The sequence below is a fragment of the Bacillus sp. LR--39 genome (assembly GCF_053613335.1).
In genome coordinates this window covers 96,646-113,360 of record NZ_JBSIOT010000004.1, presented here as the reverse complement: position 1 = coordinate 113,360, position 16,715 = coordinate 96,646, and the positions used below count along the sequence as shown (strand labels likewise).

Here is a 16,715-nt window from a genome sequence, read left to right as displayed (position 1 = left end):
CTATACTGGAGAGGCTTGTTAAATACAGAAATAAGGTGAGTTCACATATGGATTTTGAAATCAAGTTTTTATCGTTTTACGTCATTCAAGTGGAAGGAAAAGACGAACAGGCAAACAAACAGTTCAAACATTTCCAGACCCTTGACACGGAAGAATTTGAAGAAAGCGAGCTGAAGGATTTTCTTGACGGGGAATTGAAGAAAATCGTCAAACGGAAAGCCGAACGGCATCCGCAATCCGAGCAGGTCCCCACAAAAATCGGCCATTTTATCACGGAGCCGAGCCATGAGCTTGATTCAAATCCGAATTACAACCTTTTCAACCGCGCCAGACTTGCGGATACGAAGGAAGCATTTATCGAGGCAAGCGAGCAGTTCGTCCGCACTTACCTTGATACAAGCGCCGTGCGCGGCGGTGTCTTTATCGTGGCATCGGCCGTTCCGCGCAAGTATTTTGAAGACAAATTCGTCTTTATGATGAAATGCGATTTCGAGCCGAAGGTCGCCCGCATCTCAGACGCCTCTTCTCTCATTAAAAAGGTCGAAATGGCCATCACGACAAAAAACATGAAAAGCATTCAATATCCGTATATGCCGGAAGAAGGCATGACGGAAGAGCATGAGCTGAAAATCCACCAGGCCTCGCACGCCCGTTATTTCGAGGATTTTCTCAAATTTGTCGAATACGGCGAATCGATGCCGGAAATCATGAAAAGCCAAGTCATGAACATGGTGCAGGAACACGTGTATGAAACGTTTGAAGAAAACAGCGAAGAGCTTCAGCAGTTTGAGCACGACATTGAAATTTGGGAAGCGAGTGAAAAGCGGGAAATTCAGGAGCGCCTCGACACCCATCAAGTCATCGAGGCATCCGCGCAGATCATTGAACACACGCCGGAAGCCGAGCTGAAAATGAAAGTCGGAGAAACAGAGATTAAAGGATTACTGGCTGATTTCGGCGAATCCATCCATCTCGCAAAAGTGAACGGGCGCTATGTCGCGCTCATTGAGGCGGAGACGATCTCGTTTGAAAAAGGCAGTTCGCCGGTGGAGTTTCATAAGCCTGAGGGGCTGCATGAGGTGATTGAGCGGATACGGAATAAATCTGAACAAGACTGACAAAAGTCCAGACGCCATGTTCTGGACTTTCTTTATTTAATAAGGCTCTTTGAGCAATCGATAGCATTCACTTATGATGTCTTGGACGCCGGGCGTTCCCTTTATCTCGCGGCGGACGATTTCAGATGAGAGATTCTGCACCTGTAATGCCCGCTCCGCCCGTCTTTCGAAGTATGCTTGACATGCAGTTTCATGGTTTTCGTGCTTTTGCAGTTCTTCACTAAGCACAATCGCGTCTTCAATCGCCATCGCCGCTCCCTGCGCCAATGTCGGCGCTCCTGCATGGACGGCATCCCCGCCCAGAACGACGCGGCCTCTGTGCCACGGTTCTTTGACCGCCATCTGCTCAATCTTATGAAACAAAACGGGATATTCCTTTGACATATTCTCTGTCACAAACTTCACTCCCGGAATTCCGCGCAGCAAGTCTTTCACCCGTTCAAAACGCGTGTCCTCGTCATCCCTGAAGTCAGCGTCATACGGCCGGATGATAAATACGTATCCTGTTTTTTCAGAGAGCGGCACGACTCCGACCTGCGTCTGCCCTTTTTTATACATCAGTGTCGAATCATGAAATATCGGCTCGGGAAAAGAAATGTAAAATCTGTGCGCTCCCATGCCGAGATACTCCGTTTTCACTTCTCTTTGCAGCATTTGATCGCGGACAGCGGAGCGGATGCCGTCAAAGCCGGCGAGAATGTCAGCCGTCATCGCGGTTCCGTCTGCACAATGCACCGTTATGTCATCTGCCGTTTCTTCGTAAGACACGACTTTTTTACCGAGCAGAATCGTGACCCCCGCCGCTTCAGCATGCTTTTTGAGGATATCGTTTAACGTTTGCCGCAATATATTATTCCGCCCCGGCAATGAATCATCTAAAAACGCCTCACTCACTTTAAACTGCAGCGTTCCGTTTTCATCATGCTGCTTCAGCCATTCCGTTTGAAAGCCGTGTTGACAGCATTCATCATACACACCGATTTCCCGCAGCACCCGCAGCGCATTTTGAGGCTGGAGAATGCCCGCTCCGCTTTTTCGCATGTCGGACGCCGCCTCGCAAAGGGTCACTTCAAAACCCGCTCTGCCGAGAGAAATCGCTGCGGACAGGCCGCCGATCCCTCCGCCCGCTATGATGATCTTTTTCACTTCATGGTTCATCACGATACCGCCTTCTCTATTTATTTATTATTCATTAACTATTAGCCACCTTACTATATAGCTAGGCTGAAAAACTGTCAATCTTTATAGGTTGCCTTTTGAATCCGGCAAGCTTATACTTTGAATCACTAAAATGGTACGGAGGCTTACAAAAATGGAGTTGAGACATTTGCCGGATTACTCGCAGATTGCCGGACGCGCTGGGATTTACGCCGATATGGATGCTGAATCATTGAAAACATTTTTGACGTTATTTGATATGTCTAAAAAAATGAATCAGGTCATGGAGCATTATTTCTCAAGTCACGGATTGTCCGAAGGGAAATTCAAAATTTTAATGTTTCTGTTTGACGCACCCGGCCACAGCCTGAGTCCGACGGAGCTGGCGAAAAAATCCAATGTCACCAAAGCGACCATCACCGGATTGATCGACGGACTCGCACGGGACGGCTTTGTAAACCGCAGCCGGCATACCGGCGACAGACGAAAAATCAGCATCGAACTCACAAAGGAAGGAAAAGAAAAGCTGATGCTGTTTCTTCCCGGCCACTTCTCCAATATTTCAGGAGTCATGGAAAGCTTCACCGCTGAACAAAAAGCGGAATTGACAAAAATGCTTGAAGTATTATTTGATAAGCTTCTGCTGTTTTCCGGCGGCAGAACATAAAAAGGCGCCCCTCTCAGCAGGGCGCCTTTTTCGCGCGGTTAATCATCACTGTTTAAAATTCCGAAAAACCGCAGCAGGTTGATAAACAGGTTAATAAAGTCGATATAAAGCGTCAATGCCATCAAAGGAATCAAATCAGCCGTGATGTCCCGGTGCTTGATCTGGTTCAGATCGTATAAGATGTACATTGAAAACACAATCGTCCCGATGACGGAATACGCCATCATGGCGGCGGAATTCAGCGGGCTGAAAATATTAAAGATTCCCACTGCGAGAAGCGCGATAACAGCGACAAGCAAGAAGGACCATAAAAACGACAAGTCCTTTTTCGTCTTAGCGCCAATCGTGCCGAGCACCGCAAAAATCACAAACGATGAACCGAATGCCTCCAATACGACATAGGCCCCCGCTGCGGACGCATAATGGCTGATAATCGGAAACAGCGTCATTCCGGAAATGAAAGCGAATGAAAACACAAACACATATCCGACGGCTTTTTTTCGGCGCAGCCAAAATGCGGCGATGATCATGGCGACCTCTAAGACCGACAGCGGCAGCATGAATGCCGGCGGAATGAACTGGCCCGTATACAGGCCGATTGTCGCAACTAACAGTGTAAACACAAATACCGTTATAATGCGCTGCATAATAGATTGTTTGCTCTCATAAGCAGCAGTTTGCATGTCAAAAGTCCTCCCAAAAAATGATCGTGATAGGTCTATTATAAATAAAATGGGAGAAATTTGTATGATTTTAAGAAGATTTTAAGGATGTCAGGCCTGACGTTTTGCTGCGCACTCCTGCATATCCATGAAATCATGCAGTTTTTTCGTCAATCCGCCGTGCCCGAATCGGATATTCCCCTTCTGCCCCGGCGTTTTCGCGAAATCGAGAAATGCCAGCACATAAAGACGCCTGACGGGAATCGGAATGACGCCCGCATCATAAAACCAGCCGTCAATTGTATTGAGCACGCCTTTGTTAATGCCGTATTGCTTCGTGCACCAATGCAGAAAGCGCACTTCGGGCAGGTGCAGATACCGGCTCTCCCGGAAAGGAACAGTTGAATGCTTCATATGTACCGCCTCCTGTCATTGGCTGTTTTTTAAGATTGTTTTACTTCTTTGCTCTTCAGGGAAAATCGATATTTCTCCACCTTATCAATTTGTGTCACTTGGGAATTATGAACCGTAATCTGAACAGTCCCGAAATCGAGCGTTTCCAGCGCACTGATAATCTTTTCGATCACATGCGGATCTACGTTTCCTTTGGACGTCATCATGCTCCCCCTTTATGTCTGGCCGTTCGTCTTTTGACAATGAGTGTTTTAATTCATACTATTCTGATAAGAAATATATAATTATACTATTATGTTTTCATTCAGAAATCAATAACATTTACACAATTTTTGGATATGTTTTCTTTGCGAAAACTTTCACTTCCTTCGCTTTGATATAAACCGTGTCGCCGCCCCCGCCCCCAAGGCGTCATATTGCTCTTTTTAAGAACGCAATCTTCCGTTCCGACATATTTAAATTGTTTTCCGCTGACAAAAAAAGCGCCCCGCCTCTGGACGGAGCACCTTTTTTCTATGCTTTTGCTTCCTCGATCACACATGTGACACCCATGCTGGCGAGCGCTTGCTCCAGAGATCCGTAAGTTTGATACTCTGAAAAATCAAGCCCCAATTGGATAGAAGTCTGTGCCACATCAGGCCGAATGCCGGAAAACACGGTTCTGATGCCGAGGAGAAATAACGTTTTCGACAGCATATACAATTGCTGCGCCACCATCGTATCGACAATGGGCACACCGGACAGATCAATCACAAGGTTTGTGATCCGTTTGGCGACACAGTTTTCCGGCACCGACTCCAAAATCACGCGCGCCCGTCTCGTATCAATCGAGCCGATGAGCGGCAGAGTGCCGATCGTATCCGCGATCAAAATAACCGGACAGCTCAATTCGGAAATAAGCTCCTGCTGAGATGACAGCCTCGCGATCATTAATTTCTGAAACTGTTCAGTAAAATCCGTCATCAGCTGATCAAACGAGCCGTTGACAAGGTGATTCCAGCGGCGGGCATCCTCGTTTGTTACGGTGTCCTGATGCTCATCCATAAAACGGGTGACCGCCTCCCAAAAGACGGTTCTTGAATTGCCGATCGCCTCAACGACCTCATGAACTTCCGCGTCTTGCTCCACTCTGCTTTTCGCTACCTGTGCGGCCCATTTTTCTTTGTTATGCTGAAAAACGGCCGGATCTTCCAAAAAAGCGCTTGCGATGACCGTGTTTGTAAAGGTATGCTGCTCGATCAGCAGCCGTTTCATTTCCTCACTTAATTGATCCGCAGAATAAAAACGCCCTCTCAGCTTCCGTCTCAGCTTGAGCCATTTTTCCGTCAGCTCTGCCGAATGTGTAATAATATAATCATGAAGTAATTGGTCTTTGTTCACTGCCGTCTCCTCTTTCAAGAATATGTACTTTTGTCTAAATTATAAATCGGAATCGCCGATCGCACTAGAGAAATTAAAAAAACCTGCACATTAAAGCTTTTGATTGCTTTTTTCGGCAGGAGGATACACTATAAAAGAAATGAAACAGGAGGTCAGTATGATGATCAAAAAAATCGCGACAGTCGCCGTATACACTGATGATCAGCAAAAAGCGAAAACATTCTGGACGGAAAAAGCGGGGTTTGAAACCGTCGCCGAGCATCCGATGGGCCCGGGCGCCTTCTGGCTTGAGGTAGCGCCCAAAGGAGCCGCCACTCATTTGGTTATTTATCCGAAATCGATGATGAAAGGGGCCGAGCATATGAAGGCTTCTATCGTATTTGAGTGTGAAGATGTCTTTGCCGCATACGAACAGATGAAAAAGAACGGCATCACCTTTTTAGATGAACCGAAACAAATGGACTGGGGCAGCTTCGTGCAATTTAAAGATGAGGATGGTCATGTCTTTCTCCTGAAATCGTAATCCGTCAGGCACCCCAATTGACTTTGAGAATCATTTTCATTTAAAATGTTGGATAAAGCGTGAAAAGGATTGGAGAGCTGCCAGATGTTTGTGCAAATCAGAAAAATGACCGTAAAAGAAGGACATGCCGACAAAGTAATCGAACGCTTCAGTTCAGAAGGCGTGATTGAAAAGCAGGAAGGTTTGATAGACGTAACAGTCCTGGAAAAAAAAGTCCGCCGCGGTGATGAAGAAGTCGTCGTATTAATCCGCTGGGAGTCAGAAGATCATTGGAAACAATGGGAAAAAAGCGAAGACCACATCGCGGCCCACAAAGCAAACCAAGGCAAGCCGAAACCTGATTATATGCTTGGGACGGATGTCGGTATGTATCATGTCAGAGCCGTTAAAACAGGCGTACACGAAAAATAATAAAGAGCATTTGCCCCAGGGCAATGCTCTTTTTATTTTTTCTCCTCATACGGCAGGACAAACAGCGGTTTATCAGGCTTCCATTCCGCATACAGCACGTCCTCCGTTTTTTTGATGTTCAGCTTTTTCAGCTCCTGATTCAGCTGCTTTTCTTCCAGCCCGGCTTCTTTCAGATTTTCATACAGCACTTCGCCGTCAATAATCAACGTGACCGGCAAAGAGACCTGCTTCGGCTTTATTTGCATGTCGCCGTTTTTCGTCGTGTCATATTGAAATTTCGGCAGGACGCTGACCATCCCGTTTGTTTCTAAAATCGCGTACTCCGCTTCCTGTATGGAAAAGCAATTCGCCTGTCTGAGAAGGCTTTGCAATTGATTAATGTCCAGCTTATTCTTTTTCAGCACATCATATTTCAGTTTTCCTTTATGTATGATAATACTCGGCTCGCCTTCCAACAGCTTTCTGGAGCTTTTTACTTTCTGCGTAATCAGTTCGATGAGATAAATTAAAATCCCCCATAACAGAGAGGCAAAAATGATTTCAAAGATCCTGACGCCTTTATCATACACCGCATTTCCGACCAGTTCGCCGAGGATGAGCGCGGAAATAAAATCAAACGGCGTAATTTGCGAGAATTGAGTTTTTCCAAGCAATTTTAAAATCACAAATAAAATACCCAAACCGCATACTAACTCCCAAGCCACTGTAAGTAAATGTCCCATATTCGCACCTTCTTCTTAAAAGTCATTACCATTATGGACATTCGCCTGTTTTCTATACAGCGGCCGGCAACACACAAAAAAACGCAGCCGAGGCCGCGTTTTTTCACTTCTGCTTACTGTTTTCGATTCGATCTGACGACCCGTAAGCACACCTCAGCGGCATAACCGGCGGCCGCTCCGGAACCCGCAAACATCGCGGCAAGCCCCAAGCCCATTCCTTCCCAGCCGCCGACACCGAAAATGCTGTAAACAACCGTACCGAAAGCAGTCAGGCCCAGCACCGCCAAAAGGCACTCAGGCCACATCTTTTTCGGCCATTTCTTGCGGAGCACAGCCGATACGGCAAAGTTAAGACAAAATGCGGCCAGACAGATCAGATAAAAAAACCCCATGTCTTTTACCTCCGTCATGAGAAGCTTTTTATTTACTCACCTTTTTTTCAAACAAATGATAACCCGGCGCGAGTCCTTTTGATTCGTACCCCATTCCGCTGTAAAACGACTGAAGCGCCTTGTTTTCGGACACGCAATCGAGCCGGATTTTCGTTTTTCCCGGACAAGACACACCCGTCTCCGCCCAAGTCATGATTGTCCGGCCGAGCCCCGCCCCTGCAAACCGCCTGTTAATCGCCAGTCGATGGAGATATACGGACTCCTCATGTCCTTCCTCGCCCCATAGACGTCTGTCCCACCCGCTTGCTTCGGGAAGCAGCATGACGACGCCGGCCAGCTCTTCATTCTGCCTGAATAAAAAAACATACCCTTGGGCGATCGCCTCCCGCATATTGTGGGTATCTTCCCCTTCTAGAAGGCCGCTCCACTGGTTCGACCCTTTATCGCGAAGCCATTCTGCCGCTTGCACGAGCAGATCCATGACCTCTTCTTCATCATCCTTCCGGGCGGAGGTGACCCGGAATGCCCCCGCCTTCTCCTCCGTAATCGTAAATGGTGTCATAAAATCCTCCTGTAATCAGAATATTCGACACCTTTATTATAGACCAAACGCAGAAAGGAAAAAAACAGCCGTCGGGTTTGAGGGCCGTTTAAAAAATTTTCTTCTTATCACGTTCTTCTTTTAAAATCTCAACCGCTTCCCTGAAACGCATAGAGTGGACGATTTCACGCTCACGCAGAAAACGGAGTGAATCATTCAGGTCAGGATCATCGGAAATATCAATAATCCATTGATACGTCGCTCTCGCCTTTTCTTCAGCCGCAATATCCTCATATAAATCAGCGATCGGATCTCCCTTCGCCTGTATGTAAGACGCTGTGAACGGAACTCCGGCCGCATTGTGATAAAACAGCGCGCTGTCATGGTTGACGTAATGATCACTGAGCCCTGCATCACGCAGCTGCTCCGGGGTCGCATCTTTTGTCAGCTTATAAATCATCGTCGCAATCATTTCTAAATGCGCAAACTCCTCCGTGCCGATATCCGTCAGCAGGCCAATCACCTTGTCAGGAATCGTGTAGCGCTGGTTTAAGTACCGGAGCGCTGCGGCCAATTCGCCGTCCGCCCCGCCGTATTGTTCAATGAGAAACTTAGCCAGCATCGGGTTGCATGTACTGACTTTAACCGGATACTGCAGCTTTTTTTCATATACCCACATTTACAGATCCCTCCTTATACTTGCCATGGCCAAGGACCGCGGCCCCAGTCCCATTGAGCGCCGACCTGACTCACGCCGAATTGCAGAAGCGGTCCGTACTCAGGCTCAAACCGCTTTCTCAGCTGTCTTGAGTACCGGGAATATTCATGAAACTGCTGAAGCGCGAGACGGTCATGGGGATGCGTATCCAGATAAAGCGTCAGCTCCACCAAGACAAAGTCCGCCGCCTGAATTTGCTCCAGCAGCCGATAGTATTCATCATCAATCTTTTTCGCCATATTCGATTCCCCCCCGATAAGGATTATCATAGAAATCGTAAAGATCCTTCCAAAGGGTCCCTTTTCTCAATGCCTCCATCGGAGAAAACTGCTCCAAGTGATACGGCTGAAACCGCATATAAAGATGCGGCGGCGTTCTGTAGTATTTTCTCCCGATCGGCGGGCAGGGATCAAACCGGCTGTGGAAGGGTTTATAGGATTTGACCGGTGTAAACGGCTGATTTTCTTTCATTACGATCCTCCTTTCCTAAACACATGACCTTAATAGGTATGAATCCGTACCGGCATTTATGCCCTGTAAGAAAATAAAAAAGCCCGTTAGAAACGGACTCAATGCAACTCATCTGGAATTTTAAGTAAATAAATCATAATGAAAAATCTGCTTAAAAACGCTGATAATGTTTCAATGTATATTCCGTAATTTGTTGATCATATTCAGGATATTCATATCTCAATAAATCAGCCACTGACTTTGAATATGCTCTAAAGAGACCCTGGCAGTCAAACAATGCCTTCCACACGCTTTCATAAGTATTGCCGACATAAGTATTCAGCAGGATTTCCCAATCTTTCGCATTCATGTAATGTTGAATATACTTATAATTCTTCCCTACACTTAATGAAAACTGATTCTCTATCCCGATATTCCACGCAATCATACGCAAAACATTAGGCCTTAAAATGTCATTCATATGATCCAGCGCAAACAGTATTTCTTTACGCATTAATCCTTTAATCACATAGGTTGAAACCATCCAAAATTCATTGCAGCAATCATCAAACTCTCTGGGAGTCGGTTTCTTTATATGATATTGTTCATCACTCGCAATAATCTTACTATTGATTCGGTCATCCTTGTCTAATACTATTTCCGCCAAACCATCACTCTGTGTAAAATAATCCTCTGTTTGACTCAGAGGGATCAAAGTTAAGTCGATTTTATGATGATCTTTAAATAGCATTAGATAGGAGAACCAGTCTCCGAGCTCCGGAGGGAAAAGTTCCATATCTTCAGGTTTTTGCATCATCAATCTTTCGCCAAACTGATCCAGCCAGCTTTCGTCAGATGTGAAAGAGTCCATATCGGTCACAAAATAAGAAATATCATAGTCTTGAAATTTGTCTCTCGGTACATTTTTATTGGTTCTTGATCCCTCTAAAGTGACAAGACGGATTCTCTCGTCCTTCATCGCAATATCAAGAATCAATTTCATCATTTCGTCTTCACTTCTCACATGTAAAACCCCCCGATAAAGAGATTTTTACAGATCTGCTTTAAAAGTCCTATGTACTTGATGATTTTGCTCCAATCGTAACACAGCTGCAATAACATGAGAAGAGCACTCTTGCTGTTCCAAGAGTGCTTTTTCCCGAATGATCAGATATATTGGCTGTCCCGATGATGATGATGGAACGGGTAGCCGCCGTAGCCTCCGAAACCGTACCCCGGATATCCCCCGAAGCCTCCGTAGCCGCCGTAGCCGCCAAAACCGCCGTAACCGCCAAAACCGTATCCCGGGTACCCGTAGCCTCCGCCGAAACCGTGTCCCGGATATCCTCCGAAGCCTCCGTAGCCGCCAAAACCGTACCCCGGGTAGCCTCCGAAGCCTCCGCCGTAAATCGGTCTTCTTTCATTCATGATTTATCGCTCCTTCACATAGGTTACAGTCCAGTTTATGATATCCGGAAGGAAACGTATGGGCATCCGCCCAGTTTTGGCGAAATAATCAATAATTGCTTACGGAGAAATACGATACAGGCCGACCGCATAAGCAAAATAAAAAGGCCGGAACTTGTGCCGCCCCGGCCTTTTTGTCTTTATTCGCCTAAATCTACATTGTGATAAACCTGCTGTACGTCTTCGAGGTCTTCCAACACATCGATCAGCTTTTCAAATTGAGCTTTCGCATCTTCCGGAAGCTCGACTTCATTTTGCGCAAGCATCGTCAGCTCCGCAACCGTGAACTCTTCAACGCCGGCATTTTTGAATGCCTCCTGTACCGCATGGAATTGATCAGGCTCGGCATATACGATAACACTGTCATCCTCTTCTAAAATATCGCGCACGTCCACATCAGCTTCCATCAGCAATTCCAGCGCTTCATCCGCCGTCTTGCCTTCAACACCGATAACGGCAGTCGCATCGAACATGTAAGCGACAGACCCGCTCACACCCATATTTCCGCCGTTTTTCCCGAATGCGGCACGCACTTCAGGCGCCGTGCGGTTTACATTATTCGTTAACGCATCAACGATGATCATTGAACCGTTCGGCCCGAAACCTTCGTAACGCAGCTCGTCAAAGTTCTCTTCCGCGCCGCCTTTCGCCTTTTCAATCGCACGCTCAATAATATTTTTCGGCACACTGTACGTCTTCGCGCGCTCAAGCACCACTTTTAATGCCTGGTTCGATTCCGGATCTGGCTCGCCTTGTTTTGCCGCCACATAAATCTCACGGCCGAACTTCGCGTAAATCCGGCTCGTATTTGCGTCCTTTGATGCTTTCTTTTCTTTAATGTTGTTCCACTTACGGCCCATTTTGTTCCACTCTCTTTCACGAATTGAATCTGTATGATAAATACTCTGCTTCTATTATACCTCAGCGGTTGGGTTGTTTCGAGTGTAAGACATTAGAAAAAACAGGCACGCTTAAAATCACCGGAGCGCAGTAAGCCGAATTTGAGGGTTATTGTACAAAACATAAAAAGCCTCCCTTCATACAGGAAGGAAGTCGCAAGCCAAAAGATTCATTTTATTCTTATTACCTATTTCCTACACTGTATATCATGACTCACGTGGTAAAATTTTGATATCGAACAAAAGAAAGGATATGGTCATGAAAGTTTTCGAAGCAACCACCCTCCTCGCCGCCGCCAAACAGCGCGCGGGTGAATACAAAAAACTGCGCGGTCAGATGGTCAATCTAAAAAAAGCGTTTCAAGGCATGGCTGATCTTGGTGACAATGATTTCTCAGGCCGGGGTGCAAATAACATCAAAGCTTTTTTCAAGGACCACGCCGGCGTCACAGACAGCTGGCTTGATCTGATTGACATGAAAATCGCATTTCTCACAAGCCTTCCCGGTAAGGTCGAAGATGCCGGACTTTCCAATTCGCATGTGGAGGAATCATTTCTGGAGCATGAGCTCACCCACGCCCTCAGTAAATCAAAGGCGATTATGGAAGAGCAAAAAAAGGACATGCGCTCCATCCTCGGAGAGATCGAAGACATCATCTCGCTCGAATTATTTTCAACCGAAAGCACAGATCAGAAGCTTTCTTCAGCTGACAAAAAAAGAAGCGAAACGATACATAAGCTCGGCAAGCTTGATCACGATCTAACGAAGGAATACGCAGAAACCGAAGCAAACGAACAGTTCATCCAAGCCGACTTTCAACAGCTCCAAAACGCCACAGGCAAAGGAAAAAGCGCCACGCCGCTTCACTACAATGCCAAGGCGTACCGTGAAAGCGACATCCATAAGAAGAAAGGCGAGATTGCAAGACATTCGGATGCTTATTTGACGATTAAAAAGGAAGAAGCGAAAGAGCGGGAGATTGAAAAACTGAAAGAAAGACTGAAAAACTACGATTATGCGAATGCCGATGAATTCTATGAAATGGCCAAAACAATCGGCTATAAAAACCTGACAAAAAAACAGCAGCGCTACTTCACTCAAATTGAAAACACGCGTGAACTTACAGACGGTTTCAAAGGCGTTGCCGTCGGCCTTTATGATTCCGGAAAAGACGCGGTCACAGGCCTGTGGGATATGGTCACAGATCCGGGCGGAACGGTTGAAGCCATTACAGGAGCGGTGGCTCACCCGATCAAAACGTATGAAGCCATTTCAGCGGCAATCGAAGAATCGTACCAAAAAGACATGGTGAATGGCGACACCTACTCCAGAGCAAGATGGGTGTCATATGCAGTGGGCACCGTTGTGACATCAGTTGTCGGCACAAAAGGCGTCGGCGCCGTCTCAAAAACAGGCACAGCCGCCAAAGTGACAACCAAAGTCAAAACAGCAGCAAGCAAATCCGCCGCAGCACAAAAAGCGATAACGGTCTCAAAACAAACCGTTGATCACATCAAACAAAAAGTAAACACAGGCATGGAAGTATCAAAAAAACGCGTCAAAACCAAGTTAAATCAAATGGGAGATCTCACCCTGGCTGATATTCTCCCGTATCATCCGCGTCACGACTTAGTGCCGGCGGGCATTCCTTACAACGCAGTCAACGGGGTCACACTTAAAGAAGGACTTCAGAAATTCGCCAAGGTCATCCTGCCGAAACCGTACGGAACCTCCGCAAGCGGCAGACGGACACCGGCACCGCATGTACCGCCGGTAACGGTCAAATACGGCGAGCATTTTGCGAAATGGACCAGAAAGAAAGTATTGAAGCCGAATGTCATCTACAAAACAAAAGAAGGCTACACGTACACCACTGACAACTATGGTAGAATTACAAGTGTCAAAGCAGACTTGCAGCTGGGAGAAGCAAAACGCAACCAATATGCACAGTCAAAAGCAGGTAAACCAGACCGTCTGACAGATGACGACGGAGGCCACCTAATCGCCACCCAATTCAAAGGCTCAGGCCAATTCGACAACATCGTGCCGATGAATTCTCAGATTAATAGGAGCGGCGGGAAATGGTATAAAATGGAGCAGGATTGGGCAGCGGCTTTACAAGCAGACCCTCCTCAAAAAGTATCAGTTGAAATCAACGCATTGTATAAAGGAGATTCATTAAGACCCACTGCTTTTAGGGTGAAATATAAAATTGGTGATCAAGAACCTAAACTTATGAGAATTAAAAACCAGGTCGGAGGTTAATATGGAGACAAAAAAAATGGGTGATCTATATCAACAGATAGCAGAAGGCATTAACGAAATCATTCCTTCTGAATGGAAAAAAGTTATTCTTTATGCTGAAATTCTCGACGATTCATCTGAGGTTTTCTTTTATTTCAATACTCCACATAGTGAAGATTTTATCTATTCTCATAACATTCCTGAGCATTTCCATGTCAGTGAGGAGATTTATGAGGGGCTGTTATTTGACTTGCATGACTTATTCGAGGAATTACGAGATGAATTTAAAGAAAACAATCAAGATATATGGACTAATTTAACACTTAATCTGGCGATAAGCGGAGAATTCTCGATAGATTATAATTATGAAGACGTTATTCAATCTCCATATACCATCTCTCAAAGACAAACAATCTGGACTTATAAAAATGTAGGAATTTATCCTAAGAGTAAACCTTTAAAATCCTTTTTAGAACAGTATCTAAATTCTCAAAATTAAAAACCCTCTCCTTTATTGGGGGGATTTTTTGATACAAATGATCCTTACAAATTACCAATTATAATGCTGGAGGCTAATCCTTATTGGAAAATGAATTAAATGCAATATATAGAAACATAGCTGAAACCGTTAACGAAATGATACCAGAACCATGGGAGAAATTTTTGTTCTATGCTCAGATTTCAGAGACAGGCGGAGGCACTTACTTTTTTTACAATTCTCAACATGAACCTAATCATTTTAAGTACAGTCTTGAAATTCCGTTTGAATTTGATATTGACGAAAATGAATTCGATCAGTATGAGATGGAATTATTTAAACTAAGCGAAAAAATGAGAGATGTTTTCAAAGATCATGATCAAGAATTATTTTATTCTTTCACTCTTATCTTGGAAATATCAGGAAAATTAACTGTCAACTTTGATTATACAGATTGGTTTAAGACAGATTATAGTTTCAGTGATCAGCTTATCATCTGGAAATTCAAATATTTAAGGGAAGAACCTAGGGATCTATCATTACAAAAATTAATAAAAAAATATTTAGATAAATATCCTGAAAATCCAATTTAATAAAGTTGAATAAAGTTGGGATAATGATGTTAGAAAAAGCTTATCTAAAAATAACTGATGCCATAGGAAAAATAATTCCTTCCGAATGGAGCAAAGTTGTTCTTTATGCAGAAATATTAGACGGCTCCAGAGAAGTGTATTTTTTCTTTCAAACACCAGAAAACGATGAATATATATACTCTCATGACATTCCAGAACAATTTCAAGTTAGTAAAAAAATTTATACCGAACTATTAATAGATCTTCAAGAGTTATTTAAACAGTTACACAATGAGTTTAAAGAAAATAATCCTGAAGCATGGACAAATTTGACACTGAATCTTGAAAGCGATGGAACGTTCTCAATTGATTATGATTATGAAGATGTTATTGAATCTGATTTGGACGAATACGAAAGACAAATGATTTGGGAGTTCAATAACTTGGGTATTTTCCCCGAAGATGAAGAGGATAAAGAATTTGTTAAGGATTATCTAAATATTAAATAATGCCATCAACAATTCAAAGGCAGAGGATCATCAATGGAAACTGAAAAAATGGAACAACTATATCAAAAGATTGCTGAACATCTAAATGAAATGATTCCATCTCAATGGGAAAAGATCGTTTTATATGCTGAAATACTTGATGACTCAGCGGATATATACTTTTATTTTACAACACCAAGTAACAGTGGTTATTTATTTTCTCATTATATACCTGAACATTTTGATGTGAGCGAAGAGATTTACGATCAACTGCTGATTGAACTTCAAGAGCTATTTGAAGAACTAAAAGAAGAATTTAAACTAGGCAATCAAGATATTTGGACAAATCTCACTTTAAAATTAGAAAACACCGGAAAGTTTTCAATTAATTATAATTATGATGATGTTTTATCCTCTGAACTCGATGACCTTCAAAGACGCGATGTTTGGAAATATCAAAATCTCGGCATACTGCCAGCTGATGAGGAAGATAGAAAATTCATAGAAGAGTATCTAAACATATAATAAGCTTTCAAACGGCTAAAAAAATTAAAAAGGATTCTGATATTGTGGAAACTGAAAAAATGGGCGAACTATATCAAAAAATCGCTGAGCAAATAAATGAAATTATCCCCTCTGAGTGGGAAAAGGTTGCTCTTTATGCCGAAATTTTAGATGATTCTTCAGAAGTTTACTTCTTCTTTACTACTCCACAAAATCAGGAATATATATATTCACACGATATTCCTGAACATTTTAATGTTGATGAAGATATATATGACGAACTTCTATATGAATTGCATGATTACTTTGAAGAGTTACGGGATGAATTTAAAACAAACAATGAAGACTTATGGACAAACCTCACTTTACATCTCGAACGAAGCGGCAAATTCTCAATTGACTACGATTACACCGATGTCATCGCCTCAGACTTAAACGGAACACAACGGCAAGTGGTATGGGAATATCAAAACTTGGGGATTTTGCCTGAAGATGAGGACGACAAAGAATTTGTAATAAACTACTTCGGTCTATAAATCAATAATGGCCCAGCCCTTCTTTTCTGGGCTATTTTTTATAACTAGGATTTCTCGACAATTGAAGGCAAAAAGGTTGGAAACTAAAAAAATGCAAGATTTGTACCAGCTTATTAGTAAGAAATTAAATGACATCATACCTTGTGAATGGGCAAAAATGTATCTTTATGCAGAAATATTAGATGACTCTACCATGGTTCTCTATCACTTCAAGACACCAAACGTCAACTGATTCATTCGCAAGATATACCAGCCCGATACAGTGTAAATAAAGATATCTTCAACACTTTTTTAAGAGAAATCCGAGAACTCTTTGAGGAATTAAGAATTGAGCACAAAAAGAATAATGATAAACAAAACAGGCAGCATC

24 protein-coding genes and 1 pseudogene are annotated in these 16,715 nt (G+C 43.9%); 11 read left to right on the top strand and 14 right to left on the bottom strand.

Annotated features, from left to right (window positions below; all coding sequences use genetic code 11):
- The first annotated feature begins 47 nt into the window (after nucleotides 1–47).
- Nucleotides 48–1,118: a DUF3900 domain-containing protein gene (locus ACWHAR_RS17525; protein WP_032872479.1), complete on the top strand. Its 1,071-nt coding sequence runs from the start codon at nucleotides 48–50 to the stop codon at nucleotides 1,116–1,118.
- 36 nt (nucleotides 1,119–1,154) lie between these two features.
- Here ACWHAR_RS17525 and ACWHAR_RS17520 read toward each other — a convergent pair whose 3' ends face one another.
- Nucleotides 1,155–2,276: an FAD-dependent oxidoreductase gene (locus ACWHAR_RS17520; protein WP_023356765.1), complete on the bottom strand. Its 1,122-nt coding sequence runs from the start codon at nucleotides 2,274–2,276 to the stop codon at nucleotides 1,155–1,157.
- Nucleotides 2,277–2,430: 154 nt separating this feature from the next.
- Between ACWHAR_RS17520 and ACWHAR_RS17515 the strand changes: the two genes are divergently transcribed.
- A complete protein-coding gene (locus tag ACWHAR_RS17515) occupies nucleotides 2,431–2,943 on the top strand; it encodes a MarR family winged helix-turn-helix transcriptional regulator (RefSeq protein WP_032872481.1) in 513 nt (170 codons plus the stop codon).
- Between the two features lie 38 nt (nucleotides 2,944–2,981).
- On the opposite strand, the gene ACWHAR_RS17510 is transcribed toward ACWHAR_RS17515, so the two are convergent.
- From ACWHAR_RS17510 to ACWHAR_RS17495, 4 genes are all read right to left on the bottom strand, one after another.
- The gene (locus tag ACWHAR_RS17510) at nucleotides 2,982–3,626 is read right to left on the bottom strand and encodes a Bax inhibitor-1/YccA family protein (RefSeq protein WP_032872484.1); all 645 of its coding nucleotides are present in this window, start codon (nucleotides 3,624–3,626) and stop codon (nucleotides 2,982–2,984) included.
- 90 nt (nucleotides 3,627–3,716) lie between these two features.
- The gene (locus ACWHAR_RS17505; protein ID WP_007408940.1) at nucleotides 3,717–4,019 is read right to left on the bottom strand and encodes a hypothetical protein; all 303 of its coding nucleotides are present in this window, start codon (nucleotides 4,017–4,019) and stop codon (nucleotides 3,717–3,719) included.
- A 29-nt stretch (nucleotides 4,020–4,048) separates the two neighbouring features.
- Nucleotides 4,049–4,222: a YezD family protein gene (locus ACWHAR_RS17500; protein WP_003155693.1), complete on the bottom strand. Its 174-nt coding sequence runs from the start codon at nucleotides 4,220–4,222 to the stop codon at nucleotides 4,049–4,051.
- A 310-nt stretch (nucleotides 4,223–4,532) separates the two neighbouring features.
- Nucleotides 4,533–5,399 carry an STAS domain-containing protein gene (locus tag ACWHAR_RS17495; protein ID WP_032872488.1) on the bottom strand — a complete coding sequence of 289 codons (867 nt, stop codon included), beginning with the start codon at nucleotides 5,397–5,399 and terminating at the stop codon, nucleotides 4,533–4,535.
- A gap of 160 nt (nucleotides 5,400–5,559) precedes the next feature.
- On the opposite strand from ACWHAR_RS17495, the gene ACWHAR_RS17490 reads away from it, so the two are divergent.
- Nucleotides 5,560–5,922, top strand: coding sequence for a VOC family protein (locus ACWHAR_RS17490; RefSeq protein ID WP_032872490.1), 363 nt, complete (start codon nucleotides 5,560–5,562; stop codon nucleotides 5,920–5,922).
- A gap of 84 nt (nucleotides 5,923–6,006) precedes the next feature.
- Nucleotides 6,007–6,333 carry a heme-degrading oxygenase HmoA gene (gene hmoA / locus ACWHAR_RS17485; RefSeq protein ID WP_003155696.1) on the top strand — a complete coding sequence of 109 codons (327 nt, stop codon included), beginning with the start codon at nucleotides 6,007–6,009 and terminating at the stop codon, nucleotides 6,331–6,333.
- Nucleotides 6,334–6,365: 32 nt separating this feature from the next.
- Here hmoA and ACWHAR_RS17480 read toward each other — a convergent pair whose 3' ends face one another.
- The 9 genes from ACWHAR_RS17480 to ACWHAR_RS17440 form a co-directional block, all read right to left on the bottom strand.
- Nucleotides 6,366–7,055, bottom strand: a complete 690-nt coding sequence (locus ACWHAR_RS17480) for a YetF domain-containing protein (RefSeq protein WP_012117024.1) — start codon at nucleotides 7,053–7,055, stop codon at nucleotides 6,366–6,368.
- Nucleotides 7,056–7,168: 113 nt separating this feature from the next.
- On the bottom strand, nucleotides 7,169–7,447 hold the full coding sequence (locus ACWHAR_RS17475) for a YesK-like family protein (RefSeq protein WP_012117023.1): 279 nt from the start codon (nucleotides 7,445–7,447) through the stop codon (nucleotides 7,169–7,171).
- A 28-nt stretch (nucleotides 7,448–7,475) separates the two neighbouring features.
- Nucleotides 7,476–8,009 (bottom strand): GNAT family N-acetyltransferase, encoded by a 534-nt coding sequence (locus ACWHAR_RS17470; protein ID WP_032872492.1) that lies wholly within the window; start codon nucleotides 8,007–8,009, stop codon nucleotides 7,476–7,478.
- A gap of 88 nt (nucleotides 8,010–8,097) precedes the next feature.
- The gene (gene cotJC / locus ACWHAR_RS17465; protein ID WP_003155700.1) at nucleotides 8,098–8,667 is read right to left on the bottom strand and encodes a spore coat protein CotJC; all 570 of its coding nucleotides are present in this window, start codon (nucleotides 8,665–8,667) and stop codon (nucleotides 8,098–8,100) included.
- A gap of 14 nt (nucleotides 8,668–8,681) precedes the next feature.
- The gene (gene cotJB, locus ACWHAR_RS17460; protein WP_007408934.1) at nucleotides 8,682–8,945 is read right to left on the bottom strand and encodes a spore coat protein CotJB; all 264 of its coding nucleotides are present in this window, start codon (nucleotides 8,943–8,945) and stop codon (nucleotides 8,682–8,684) included.
- Nucleotides 8,929–9,177: a spore coat-associated protein CotJA gene (gene cotJA, locus ACWHAR_RS17455; RefSeq protein WP_003155704.1), complete on the bottom strand. Its 249-nt coding sequence runs from the start codon at nucleotides 9,175–9,177 to the stop codon at nucleotides 8,929–8,931. Before cotJA ends, cotJB begins: the two co-directional genes overlap by 17 nt.
- A 151-nt stretch (nucleotides 9,178–9,328) precedes the next feature.
- On the bottom strand, nucleotides 9,329–10,180 hold the full coding sequence (gene ant(6), locus ACWHAR_RS17450) for an aminoglycoside 6-adenylyltransferase (RefSeq protein ID WP_032872494.1): 852 nt from the start codon (nucleotides 10,178–10,180) through the stop codon (nucleotides 9,329–9,331).
- 143 nt (nucleotides 10,181–10,323) lie between these two features.
- A complete protein-coding gene (locus ACWHAR_RS17445; protein WP_032872496.1) occupies nucleotides 10,324–10,584 on the bottom strand; it encodes a hypothetical protein in 261 nt (86 codons plus the stop codon).
- A 179-nt stretch (nucleotides 10,585–10,763) separates the two neighbouring features.
- Nucleotides 10,764–11,483, bottom strand: a complete 720-nt coding sequence (locus ACWHAR_RS17440) for a YebC/PmpR family DNA-binding transcriptional regulator (protein ID WP_003155709.1) — start codon at nucleotides 11,481–11,483, stop codon at nucleotides 10,764–10,766.
- 298 nt (nucleotides 11,484–11,781) lie between these two features.
- Here ACWHAR_RS17440 and ACWHAR_RS17435 point away from each other — a divergent pair, with 298 nt between their 5' ends.
- From ACWHAR_RS17435 to ACWHAR_RS17405, 7 genes and pseudogenes are all read left to right on the top strand, one after another.
- Nucleotides 11,782–13,788, top strand: a complete 2,007-nt coding sequence (locus ACWHAR_RS17435; RefSeq protein WP_032872602.1) for a T7SS effector LXG polymorphic toxin — start codon at nucleotides 11,782–11,784, stop codon at nucleotides 13,786–13,788.
- Nucleotide 13,789: 1 nt separating this feature from the next.
- Entirely contained in the window at nucleotides 13,790–14,266 is a 477-nt protein-coding gene (locus tag ACWHAR_RS17430) for an antitoxin YezG family protein (protein WP_032872498.1), read from the top strand.
- An 83-nt stretch (nucleotides 14,267–14,349) separates the two neighbouring features.
- Nucleotides 14,350–14,838 carry an immunity protein YezG family protein gene (locus ACWHAR_RS17425; RefSeq protein ID WP_032872500.1) on the top strand — a complete coding sequence of 163 codons (489 nt, stop codon included), beginning with the start codon at nucleotides 14,350–14,352 and terminating at the stop codon, nucleotides 14,836–14,838.
- A 26-nt stretch (nucleotides 14,839–14,864) separates the two neighbouring features.
- Nucleotides 14,865–15,326, top strand: coding sequence for an antitoxin YezG family protein (locus ACWHAR_RS17420; protein WP_032872502.1), 462 nt, complete (start codon nucleotides 14,865–14,867; stop codon nucleotides 15,324–15,326).
- 33 nt (nucleotides 15,327–15,359) lie between these two features.
- The gene (locus ACWHAR_RS17415) at nucleotides 15,360–15,830 is read left to right on the top strand and encodes an immunity protein YezG family protein (protein ID WP_032872504.1); all 471 of its coding nucleotides are present in this window, start codon (nucleotides 15,360–15,362) and stop codon (nucleotides 15,828–15,830) included.
- Nucleotides 15,831–15,874: 44 nt separating this feature from the next.
- Nucleotides 15,875–16,345, top strand: coding sequence for an antitoxin YezG family protein (locus ACWHAR_RS17410; RefSeq protein WP_032872506.1), 471 nt, complete (start codon nucleotides 15,875–15,877; stop codon nucleotides 16,343–16,345).
- 91 nt (nucleotides 16,346–16,436) lie between these two features.
- Nucleotides 16,437–16,696: pseudogene (locus ACWHAR_RS17405) on the top strand (TIGR01741 family protein); the annotation flags it as partial.
- Nucleotides 16,697–16,715: the final 19 nt, after the last annotated feature.